Annotated in this window: 13 protein-coding genes and 2 pseudogenes; 8 read left to right on the top strand and 7 right to left on the bottom strand. The window is 61.3% G+C overall.

Going from position 1 to position 10,262, the window contains the following annotated elements:
* Window positions 1-179: 179 nt before the first annotated feature.
* Window positions 180-746, bottom strand: a complete 567-nt coding sequence (locus LQ220_RS20235) for a hypothetical protein (protein WP_230189922.1) — start codon at window positions 744-746, stop codon at window positions 180-182.
* 132 nt (window positions 747-878) lie between these two features.
* Here LQ220_RS20235 and LQ220_RS20230 point away from each other — a divergent pair.
* Window positions 879-1,274 (top strand): annotated as a pseudogene (locus LQ220_RS20230) (hypothetical protein); the annotation flags it as partial.
* A 26-nt stretch (window positions 1,275-1,300) separates the two neighbouring features.
* Here LQ220_RS20230 and LQ220_RS20225 read toward each other — a convergent pair.
* Complete coding sequence (locus LQ220_RS20225) at window positions 1,301-2,464, bottom strand: ATP-binding protein (RefSeq protein WP_200894572.1); 1,164 nt, start codon at window positions 2,462-2,464, stop codon at window positions 1,301-1,303.
* 194 nt (window positions 2,465-2,658) lie between these two features.
* Here LQ220_RS20225 and LQ220_RS20220 point away from each other — a divergent pair.
* Window positions 2,659-2,881 (top strand): annotated as a pseudogene (locus LQ220_RS20220) (hypothetical protein); the annotation flags it as partial.
* Window positions 2,882-2,887: 6 nt separating this feature from the next.
* On the opposite strand, the gene LQ220_RS20215 reads toward LQ220_RS20220, so the two are convergent.
* Both LQ220_RS20215 and LQ220_RS20210 read right to left on the bottom strand, forming a co-directional pair.
* Complete coding sequence (locus tag LQ220_RS20215) at window positions 2,888-3,292, bottom strand: hypothetical protein (protein WP_037523445.1); 405 nt, start codon at window positions 3,290-3,292, stop codon at window positions 2,888-2,890.
* A 66-nt stretch (window positions 3,293-3,358) separates the two neighbouring features.
* The gene (locus LQ220_RS20210; protein ID WP_037523442.1) at window positions 3,359-3,652 is read right to left on the bottom strand and encodes a hypothetical protein; all 294 of its coding nucleotides are present in this window, start codon (window positions 3,650-3,652) and stop codon (window positions 3,359-3,361) included.
* 298 nt (window positions 3,653-3,950) lie between these two features.
* Here LQ220_RS20210 and LQ220_RS20205 point away from each other — a divergent pair, with 298 nt between their 5' ends.
* Window positions 3,951-4,220 carry a hypothetical protein gene (locus LQ220_RS20205; protein ID WP_037523450.1) on the top strand — a complete coding sequence of 90 codons (270 nt, stop codon included), beginning with the start codon at window positions 3,951-3,953 and terminating at the stop codon, window positions 4,218-4,220.
* 24 nt (window positions 4,221-4,244) lie between these two features.
* Here LQ220_RS20205 and LQ220_RS20200 read toward each other — a convergent pair whose 3' ends face one another.
* Window positions 4,245-5,540 carry a hypothetical protein gene (locus LQ220_RS20200; protein ID WP_037523439.1) on the bottom strand — a complete coding sequence of 432 codons (1,296 nt, stop codon included), beginning with the start codon at window positions 5,538-5,540 and terminating at the stop codon, window positions 4,245-4,247.
* A gap of 109 nt (window positions 5,541-5,649) precedes the next feature.
* Here LQ220_RS20200 and LQ220_RS20195 point away from each other — a divergent pair, with 109 nt between their 5' ends.
* Complete coding sequence (locus LQ220_RS20195; protein WP_037523436.1) at window positions 5,650-6,642, top strand: lytic transglycosylase domain-containing protein; 993 nt, start codon at window positions 5,650-5,652, stop codon at window positions 6,640-6,642.
* A 97-nt stretch (window positions 6,643-6,739) separates the two neighbouring features.
* Here LQ220_RS20195 and LQ220_RS20190 read toward each other — a convergent pair whose 3' ends face one another.
* Window positions 6,740-7,267 (bottom strand): hypothetical protein, encoded by a 528-nt coding sequence (locus tag LQ220_RS20190; protein ID WP_037523433.1) that lies wholly within the window; start codon window positions 7,265-7,267, stop codon window positions 6,740-6,742.
* Window positions 7,268-7,371: 104 nt separating this feature from the next.
* The gene (locus LQ220_RS20185; RefSeq protein WP_037523431.1) at window positions 7,372-7,833 is read right to left on the bottom strand and encodes a hypothetical protein; all 462 of its coding nucleotides are present in this window, start codon (window positions 7,831-7,833) and stop codon (window positions 7,372-7,374) included.
* Between the two features lie 390 nt (window positions 7,834-8,223).
* On the opposite strand from LQ220_RS20185, the gene LQ220_RS20180 reads away from it, so the two are divergent.
* From LQ220_RS20180 to LQ220_RS20165, 4 genes are read left to right on the top strand one after another with little or no spacing between them, the layout of a single operon-like run.
* Window positions 8,224-8,544, top strand: coding sequence for a TrbC/VirB2 family protein (locus tag LQ220_RS20180; RefSeq protein ID WP_037523428.1), 321 nt, complete (start codon window positions 8,224-8,226; stop codon window positions 8,542-8,544).
* A 58-nt stretch (window positions 8,545-8,602) separates the two neighbouring features.
* Window positions 8,603-8,893, top strand: coding sequence for a type IV conjugative transfer system protein TraL (gene traL, locus LQ220_RS20175; RefSeq protein ID WP_037523425.1), 291 nt, complete (start codon window positions 8,603-8,605; stop codon window positions 8,891-8,893).
* 1 nt (window position 8,894) lies between these two features.
* Window positions 8,895-9,461 (top strand): type IV conjugative transfer system protein TraE, encoded by a 567-nt coding sequence (locus tag LQ220_RS20170; protein ID WP_037523422.1) that lies wholly within the window; start codon window positions 8,895-8,897, stop codon window positions 9,459-9,461.
* Window positions 9,458-10,258 carry a type-F conjugative transfer system secretin TraK gene (locus LQ220_RS20165; RefSeq protein WP_230189921.1) on the top strand — a complete coding sequence of 267 codons (801 nt, stop codon included), beginning with the start codon at window positions 9,458-9,460 and terminating at the stop codon, window positions 10,256-10,258. Before LQ220_RS20170 ends, LQ220_RS20165 begins: the two co-directional genes overlap by 4 nt.
* The last annotated feature ends 4 nt before the right edge of the window (window positions 10,259-10,262 follow it).

Below are 10,262 nucleotides of genomic sequence, written 5' to 3'. Positions count from 1 at the left end.
GAAAGCTCCTCGGTACTCATACGCAACACCGCCATGCTCAATACCTCCGAACAGCCGGAGGGCACGGTAGCCCAAGTGAGACATCTCTACTTTGCGCAACTGTGACATTTGAACGTTGCTGCTACAAATCTAAAGTTCGATAATAATAGTTATGTTAAATCTGGTCGATTTCTAAGCGTTCAGAACGCTAGTTCTGCCTGCCTCGGCACGGCTCTTGGCTGTTCTTGTCTGCCGCCAATCAGACCGCGCGCACAGCCTGCCAGAACATAGACGGCTTGGCGCTGCGCACCGCGATTGTGATGATCGACACAATAGCCCTGATAGTGCCGCTTGAGCAAGCCAGCGCGCACCAGCTCCGATACCGCCCGGCTCACATTCGTTTTGCCCGACGCCCGCACTTGCTCACGGATGGCGTCATCGACGATTGCCGTGGCCTGACCGACATTGGCGGGCAATGCGCCCGACATTGCCAGATCGCTGCGTATCCGCTCTTCCAGGGCAACGCGCCGGGGGTCACGCTGCCCCATCGGGGTTAGCGCATCACAAAGCCAGTCGCGCAAGGGAATGAGGCCGCCGCCCTTGGCCACCAAGGGCCCCGCGCTGCCGTCGGATCGGGAAACCTGTGCAATCAGGTTGAGCACCATAAAAGCGTAGCGCGGTCGAGACGATGACCGCGCAAGCATTTCCAGCAAGCAGGGCATATCCAGTTGCGGGCGGCCGTCGCCAATGATCGGAGCGTGCAACATAACGGGATTGAATCAAGCACATATAGGGGGTGAAGTGAATCCCCTTTGCCGCAGATTTCGTCATTTTGTCGGCTGTGACACTTTGCCCTGAGGTGCCGCACCGCGCGCGTGCGCGCTATCGACGCCGACGCGGAGATGGTCGCGGGCTGGGTGCGCGCGCTGGCGGGGATCGATGCCTCGACCGAGAAGGTGCGCGCAGCCGCGACGATCGCGCGCTACCTTGTCCATGTCGGCTGGGCCTATCGCATGGCCGGGCTCGACGACCCCACCGCCGCGCCCCTGGTCCGGATTGAGTTGAAGGCGGCGCGCAAGACGCTCGGCACCCGCCAGCGCCAGGCGCGGGCGCTGCGCTTCGGGGTCGCGCAGGACAATTTCGTGGCGGGCGAGAGCCTGCCCGCGATCATGCAGGCCTATCGCTGGCGCGATCCCAAGACGGTGATGCGCTACGGCGCCAAGCTCGCGGCGAAAAGCGGGGCAAGTGCGCGGATGGCGGCGCGGCTGTCGGCATCTGCCACTGGGGAGAGCTGAGGATCCATCGCAGCCGGCTGTGGTCGTCAGCCCCAGAGGCTGGAGAGCGGTGCTGCGGCCAGGCGGTCGCCGAAGGCTATCGTCTGCTCATGATCGTAGAGCACGGCGCCGAACGCAAAGCGTTGCCCCGTCGCAGCGGCGAGTTTGCGCAGGCCCGAGAAATCCTCGGAGCGGACCGTCGCGGACGCCTTGACCTCCAGGCCGACGATCCGCCCGTCCCGGTCCTCGAGGACGATATCGACCTCATCCAGCTCCTTGTCCCGAAAGTGGCTCAGCGAGAAGCGGTCGTCGGACCAGCCCGTGAGCTTGAGGATCTCCGAGAACACGAAGGTTTCGAGAATGGCGCCGAAACGGGAGCGATCCGCCGCCACCTTTTCGGGTGTGAGGCCGGTGAGCGCGGCCAGCAGGCCTGAATCGAGGAAATGCAGCTTGGGTTTCTTGGTCAGGCGCTTGAGGGCGTTATTGTGCCAGGGCGGCAAGGTCCGCACGAGAAACAGCTGCTCGAAGATCCCGGTATATTTCTGGGTGGTCACATGATTGAGATCGAGACCGGCGCCGACACCCGCGTGGTTGATCAATTGTCCGGCATGAGCGGCAAGTGCCCGAAGCAGGCGCGGCATGCGGTCGAGCTGGTCGACGTTGGCGATGTCGCGGACGTCTCGCTCGACCACGGCCTCGACATAGTTGTCGTACCAATCCTGGCGTCGGGTCCAGCTTTTGCGCGCGACAGCCTCCGGATAGCCGCCGGCCAGCACCAGATCGACGAGGTCGCCGCCGAGCCGCAGCGTTCCGGGTTCCGGCGCTCGCCCGGCGAAGAGGGACTCGAGGAAGCGCGGTGCTGGCTGCGCAAGAATCTCGGATTGGGCGAGCGGTAAGAGGCGGATGATTTCCATTCTGCCCGCAAGCGAGTCCGCTATCCGCGGCAGCGTCATCAAATTGGCCGAGCCGGTTATGAGGAAGCGGCCGGGGCGGGGATCCCGATCGACGCTTTCCTTGATGGCCAGAAGCAGATCGGGTGCGCGCTGGACCTCGTCGATGATCGCCTGGTCAAGCCCGCGCACCAGCCCGGCCGGATCGGATTTCGCGGCAGACAGGGTCGTCGCGTCGTCAAGCGTCAGATAGGTCCGGGATTTCTCCGCGAGGGAGCGGGCGAGGGTGGTCTTGCCTGCTTGCCGGGGTCCGGCCAGCATGACCACCCTGGTATCCTGCAGGGCCTCATGGACGCGATGGGTTGCATGACGAAGAAGCATGGCGGTCTGAAGCCCAATCAGCACCTAAATGAAAGAGTGTGGGCGTCTATCTGAAATTATCTCCACGGCCAAATGAAATTGCACTTGAGGCCGCGAAGCCTCGCCCGTCGGTCGCCGGCGACACCGGGTGCGCCCGCTCGCTCAAAGCGGTGTCGAGCCGTTAGATCCGCGTACGCATCGCCCGGGACAATTTCACTGACGGCGATCATGCAGGCGTATCGCTGGCACGATCCGAAGACCGTGATGCGCTACGGCGCGAAGCTTGCAGCGAAAAATGGAGCGAGCGCACGGCTGGCGATGCGGTTTTCCGCGGCGCAACAGCGCGGGTGCTGCCTGTGGTCGGGAGGTGTTGGTTGATCGGTCCTAGCGCAGGAGGCGGAGCGCGACATCGCGATAGCTCAGAGGATGAACATTGTCCTCTGAGCGAAAGCGCATCAGATCGAGCGTCTCATCGCCGAAGGTCGCCGCGACAGAACTGACCGTGTAAGCTTGGGCGCGCGCATAAGGCAGCAACCAGATGACACGCTTCGCCGAAACGCTCGTTCGGATTTTCAGGAGCTTATTGAGAAGTCCCTGACCGGCCATATCATTTGATCCTATCGCAAAGATCGATGTCCCGTAGCGCTTGGCTGGCCGCCGCCAAGCAAGGATCTGGGCTGCAGTGGCGCGCTCGGTTGCCTGGACATCGCACTGCTGGGCGTAGCGGGCATTGATCGCCCGCGCCGTGCCGACGCCAGTGCTATCACCCAGGATAAGGCATTCGAACATGCGCGAGCCGCTCCTTGCGAACAGGTTAGCGCCAGCAGATTGAAAGCGAAATCGAAAATCAGAAGGTCATGATGGTCGAACAGGGGAGGGGCAACATCCACAGGCCTCGGTGCTCAGCTCGTCGACGCGGTCCGCCAGTTCCGTAAGGTCAGCCTCGGCCAGGATGAAAAGATCATCCTCATCGGCAAAGAACATCTTGGCGCGTTCCTGCTCTTCGAGAAGGTAGGGCTCATCGTCGAACCGCTGGTGCCACTGGCTGTCCACGAACTTCATGAGCTCAGACCATGCGGCGGCTTCGGCGTCGTGGACCGTAATCGCCTCAACGCCCTGATAGACAATGAAGAGGACCGTCACCAGCATAGCTCTATCCGCCTGGAGGTCGGTGATCCCGGCGCAACATCCGCTTCACCTAGCCTCATTCACGTTGTGCAACGCAATATGTAGTTCTCCGACCCTTGATTTATCGGCGATTATGCGATGGAATGTTGCCGTTTGGCGGCAAGAAAAATCATACCGGCTGATGCTTTTGCCTTTACGTCGACAATTAAGGCCTTGCTCACCATGATGGGGTAGAGGAGGGCAGGGCAGGGACGTCAGGCGGGGCCGACACACGCCGGGTGCAAATCTGGCGAGTCGTCGCAAAGGTGATGGCATGATCATGGCGCATCTGACACAGGTCGAGATCGCGAACTGGATCGCTCTTTACGTCGCCGCAGGCCTGTGTTGCGGCATCGCGGTCATTTTGTCGGTCGCAACCACATTTATCGAAATCTACCGCGAGCGCGCGTGGACAAATATCGATTCTTTCGGCTCCGCTGCTCTCTTCCTGCCAAAGACCTGGTGGCGCTGGCAGAAGCTCTATTTCATATCGACGCCCGTCACCCTCGGCATCGTGGGCGCTTTCGCCGCCTCGATGTCATGGGGCTGACGGCCACCGCAGCGCTGTAGAGGATTAAGCGTTGAGCGCGCCAGTCAGAATGGCGCGGACATGGCCCTCGTGGAGATGTGCCGGCGTGATGCTGACCACCGGGGCGATCTGCGCCATTCGTGGATGCGTGACGGCCTTCGATGCCTTATAATCCTCATCCTCGAAGCCCATTGCTTCCACGACGAGCTGCCGGATCTCGCCCGTGGAGCGTGAGCGAGCCTCGAGGACGAAATCCGGCCTGCAGGCGCCGATCGGCGTCAGCTTGTCAAAGACGGGCTTCTCGATCGCGATGTCGATCCCGTCCCGATCGAAATAGTGCCGTGCCGCCAGCAGCTCGCGCAAAACGGTCCGCTCAAACTCTGAATCGACGGGAATGAAGCGCCTGCCCGAATAGATCGGCTGGGCATAGGCTCGCAAAGGCGCGTAGCCGTGCGCTTCGGGATATTCGCCCGCCACGACGATGACAAGATAGGGGCCCTTGATCGGATTTCCCCGCACAGACGGGGATTGAACCCGATTGGCGATCACGACGGGCTCGCACCCTTGAACGATGACTTGCGCTCCTTTGAACGCGGGCGAGAAGAGGGTAAGGAACGCTTGGGGCGCATGGCCTCGCGGCCAGTTTCGAGACAGCTCGCGAAGTCCGGCATAAACGCGGTTGCTGTGAAGCGCCTTGGCGTGGGTCCACAGCGCTCGACCGAGCTCGATGCCAGGCGCGATCTCGATCTTACCCGCGGCCGCGGTGAGCGCCTTGAACTCGTCGCTGATGGAATGGTCGACCAGATCATGCGACAACGGCGCGCAGAGGTTGAGGCCCGCCACGTCGAGAAGTCGCCATAGCAGCCGCGCAAGGCGGGGCACCGAAGCATGTCGGGTCCGATCGTCGCTTGTGTCTTCCTCCGGTCGCTGGGCCAGCTTCTCGGGAGCGGGCCGCAAAACCTCGAAATAGCCTGTGGGAGGATCCGCCGGTGTCTGATGAGTACGGATCTCGGTGATGCGGTTCGTCACCTGATCGCGGAAGAACGGGCAATCGGGTTGGTGTTCGGGGCGCTTCGAGCTGGTGAGGCGGCGCAGATAATAGGTCTCCGCCTCGGAGAGAAAGGCAGGGGTCAGGATGGGTGGCGCCGTGTCGTCGTCCCGGCAGTCACATGCGATCCACTTACCGCCAATCCGGGCTTGCTGGACCAACATGATGCCCGCTTCCTCGTCCCCTCGGGAGCCCTCGCCGGCGTACCATCGGACCAGAGCCGACCTGACAGGGTCGGGGAGGGGGATTCGGCGCGCACTGCGCCCGTCGCCATGGCGATCGATCAACCACATGAACGACCCTTTCGGAGGAGGAATAGGGGATTCTCACTCAGGTCGGCGGGATTGACAATCCCGTTCTGTCGATCCCCACTTTCGAAATGGCGGTTTCGGGAGGCCGAAAATGAGGTCTTATCTTCTTTGCGGTGTAGCAATCCTGATGGGCAGCGCGTCGATGCTGCAGGCGGCGCCTCAGGATAGAAAAGCCGTTCGCTCCGTGCAGTTGATCTCGATGACGGGCGCCACGCCAGCACCAGCGTCGGCCGAATCGCCGGGGCCGGACGCAGGACGAGGGGTGGAAACCAAACCGTCGGTCGACATTGGGGTGGTGCTGGGGGAATTTCGGGTGCATGATCTCAGCCGGCGATGGGTCGAATTTCAGATGGCCAACAGCTTCACCCCTCGGACTCCTTCAGCGGCGCAGGCAGCCGCCGACGACGATGATCCGTTCGCGCATGTCGGGGTAGCCCAGCTCGGCGCAGCGCCCGTCGCAGGCTATACGATCCCTTCGGTATCTTCGATGCCGATTCCGGCATGGATGAGGGGCGGGCCGGTGTTTGCGGCCGCAGTTAACCGCTATGTGCCTGGCTGCATCGCCGCCGGCTATCGACCTAGCGGCTTCCTCACGGCCGACACCGAATATCGTCGGCAGAACTACTATTCGATGATGAGCAACATCGCCTGCCAGTACGGCATCCCGGTCGGCCTGTTCGATGCGATGATCATCCGTGAGAGCCGCTATCAATCTGGCGTCTATTCCCCGAAGAACGCCTTCGGCTTGACCCAGCTCATGCCGGACACGGCAGTGGGCCTGGGTGTAAATCGCTACAATGTCGCGGATAACCTGCGAGGCGGAGCCAAATATCTGCGCGAGCAGCTTGATCGGTTCGGTCAATACCACTTGGCGCTCGCGGCCTACAACGCGGGACCGGGCAGGGTGCGCAACGGCCTCGTACCGCGGATTGCCGAGACCCAAGCCTATGTCGACGATATTCTCCTGAACTGGTCTCGATTGAGCGGGCTCTCGAGAGTTGGCACGGTTCAGACACCGTCATCGCCCGCGCCGTCGGTCCAGCGCGCTCGCTTCGGGCGTTCGGCCACCGTGTCGACCTTTTGAGGTGTCGGTTTCTTGACGGCGTTCCAGCGAATAATGGATTGTTGTTCGTGTCATTAGGGAAAACGCGACAAAAAAAAAGCCCGTCGGGGCTTGGTCGCTATATTGCGAGGTTGGCTATTTCTGAAAGATTGGCTCTGCGAACGAGAACGGAACTGACTTCCTTGACCAGCCTTTGGACCACCGCTGCTTGCAGTGGCCCGGCCCATTCTCGTCGGACTTCGGAGCCATCCATCCCTTCAATTTCTTCGAGGGCTGCGACCAGCATTGAAGGCAGACCTCTGAACATTTCGCTGAGCATTGCAATCAGGGTCGCGTAGCGCGCGTCGTGCAGGAGCTCCTGGTCGCGAAAAGCCTCTACGCGAATGATGGCTTGGATAATGTTTATGTCCAACGCGTGCAGGACCGTCTGGAATTCGACCAGCGTCATGGCGGCGCGCTTGGCTGGATCGTGATGCAGAATAAGGGCGAGGCGGGTCTTGCTGATGCCCGTCTTCAAGGCAAGCTTGCGTTGACCTGTGTCCTTCTCGGCCATCGCCTGAAGGATCATTGGAATGTAATCCCGCTGCGCATCGTCAACCGCTAATGCGGTCGCCGCTGTTGCCTCTATCCTGGCAAGGGATGACATTGCCTGGCCCCCTGTATTCCGCTCGGACTCGAAGAGGAGAACATACCAGCACAGCCATTGCAACCCCGTCCAGAGCCGAACATTGCCCCACGATGAAGCGGTAACTACTTGAGACGAACGACATTTTCGTCTTGCGACTCGTTCGCATTCGCCTCGGCGCATTTTCCTTTCGGCTCGTCGAGGCCGAGCCGTTCAAGTACTCGCGTCGCCTTCTGTTCGACGACGTAATCAAAAAGCAGTATCGACAGCGCATCGCCGACCGTTAGATTCGATCCAATCTGGCTCCCAAGTCGCTTCTTTGCTTCGACAAGTGAATCGGCGCTGGAGCGCGAGATACTGAGGTAAATCCGGATATCGCCTTTCGTCGGTATCGTGACGAGGTGATCGCGTATTATCTCGGGATCATGCTCCTCCATTTTGCAACTGAAGGCGGCTCGAGAGTTAACCAGGCTGGCAAGTGTCTGATATCGCTTGGTCTCATTGGAGCGAAGGCGCAGACTCTCGGTGGTCAGGTGAAAAAGGTGCTCTGAAATATCGAGAGCATAGCCGCGAGAGTCCCCACTCATTCCTGCACGTCCCTCACCCTGTTATAGGTTTACCCTCGGCGAACGGCCGACCCGCAGAGCTTAGTTGAATTCTAGACGCCTGAAACCACCTCGATTCCAGAGCGCGAATCTACTCGCATCCATACCGTATCGCAATTGACCGAAAGGCCGCCCCGATATGTGGGGCAGGGTGCCCTGACGCACGGGGCGAGGTGCCCCGGGATTAGGGGCAGTGCGCCCTGCCCGACGGGGCAGGGCGCCCCGGAAACCGGGGCAGAAGGTCCTTGCGCGGTGAAAATTTTCACCTTTCCCCGCACGTTCCGGAACCTCGCGTTGCAGCCGGGCTCCCCCCGGGGTCACCTTTCGAATGGGCGCGGATCCGTCGCGTCTCCATTGAAGGGAAAACCCATCATGCAGTCTGTCCTGAAACACAGCGGACGCGCGGAGTTGGCAATCCTCGCCCTCGCCGCACTCGCGCTCGCGCTCCTCCTGTTCGCCGGACCGGCATTCGCCGGCGCCGACACCACGTTCGACACGGCCCTGACGAAGTTCACCGACTTCCTTGAGGGTTCGGGCGGCAAGATCATCACTGTCCTGTCGCTCGCGGGCGGCATCGTCGCGCTGGCCTCGGGCCGCTTCTCCATGGGCCAGATCGCGATCCCGGTCGGCGTCGGCGTCGGCGCCGGCACTGGTATTCCGATCGTCACCTCCACGGTGACAGCCACGATCTGACAGGGCCAACGGCCGGGCGAAGTAGCAGCTTCGACCGGGCTTTGGGGAGGGTGGTGCAATGGCCGCAGACAAGTACGTCATACCGTCTCATCTGGACGATCCCGAGCTGATCGGGCTGTGGACGCTGGATGAATTCCTCGCAATGGTGATCCCATTCATCTGGGGAATCCTGTCTCAGCATATTCTCATTGGCATGTTGCTCGCGGGCGCAGGCTGGTGGGGTCTCAAAAAGGCTAAGGCAGGTCGGGCGGCGTCGTGGCTGCTTCACATGGCTTATTGGCACCTTCCTGCCGGCTTCACCGGCATGAAGGCGACACCACCCTCTTATCTTCGCTTGATGGCAGGGTGACATGGAAATCACATATCAGCACGCGCAAAACCAGCGCATCCTCAGACAGCGAAATCTTCTTGTGGTGGTCGCGGCGGCGCTCGCAAGTCTGACGGCCGTGCTGTTCTTTGTCACCGTCACGCGGGATCGTGAAATCGTCCTGCAGCCGGTCCTTCGTTCCCCGCTCACGGTGAGCAGCGCAGGCGTTTCCCGCGAATATCTCGAGCTGATTACGCGCGACACTGCGGTACTCACGCTCGATCGGAGCCCCCAGAACCTCGAATATTGGATGAAGTCGGTTCTCGACATCACCGCCCCTGGTGCCCAGGGCAAGCTGAAAGCCGATCTCATGAAGATCGTGAATGAGCAGCGCGGGTCATCGATCGCGCAGTTCTTCACGATCCAGACGATGGAGATCGACCCCAAGAATCTGTGGTCCACGGTGACCGGCGATCTCCACACGATTGTCGGCAACAAAGTCGTGTCCAACGAACGCCGGACCTTCCGTTTCGACTGGGAATATTCCGGCGTCTCGCTGAAGCTGGTTGGCTTCGGAATGGTGACGACCGGCAAGGAAAAGGATCAATGATGTCGGTCTATGCCCTTGGCAGCGCCGTGACCGGCGCCGCCTTCCTGTCGCGCACCTATTGCCACGCGAGCCGCTTCATTGGGGCGTCTCTGGTCGGCCTGGCGGTCCTTCTCATGGCGGACCCTGCCTGGGCCGATCAAACGATCATGGCGTCGGACAGCAGTCAGGTCGATTGCACCGCGTCGGCCAAGGACCTCACCCGGATCAGCCTCGTCGAGGATGAGTTCGCGTCCGTGTCGAAGATCTCGACGGGCAATCCGCAGGACGATTTCTCGGTCGTCAACGAGCCGGTGCGAGGCGACATATATCTGTCGGTTCCGGACGGCTTTGGGAGGCCGGCGCTGTCGTTCTTCGCGACCAGCAAGCGCGGTTACGTCTACAAGTTCGTGTGCCGCGTCGCCGGTGACCAGGCAGCGCAGGTCTTCATCTCCAATCCAGCAATCGCAAAGGAGAAGGTGGCCGAGAATGCGGCGCCTGAGAAGGCCGGGCCCCAGGATGCCGCCGTCGAGCTCGTCCAGGCCATGTATTCTAACAGCGTCGTTGATGGCTACGAGATGCGGCAGCGCGCGCTCAGGCCCGTCTATGTCGGCAACCTCAAGGTCCAGATGATCGCGGAATATCGCGGGTCTGACCTGATCGGCAAGGTGCTGCGGATCGAGAACAAGAGCGATGCGCCGGTCGAGCTGACCGAGGCGACCGTTGCTCCGGCAAGTGCGCTCGCCGTCTCCATCGCCGAGCCCAGGCTCGCACCGGGTAAGGTCACCACGGCCTACCTCGTCTCGCAGAACGGGAGGTAAGGAC

The organism is Sphingobium sp. CECT 9361 (genome assembly GCF_918741285.1).
Taxonomy (GTDB): Bacteria; Pseudomonadota; Alphaproteobacteria; order Sphingomonadales; family Sphingomonadaceae; genus Sphingobium.
Note: the sequence above shows the minus strand (reverse complement) of the source record. Positions and strands in the feature narration are given on the sequence as shown.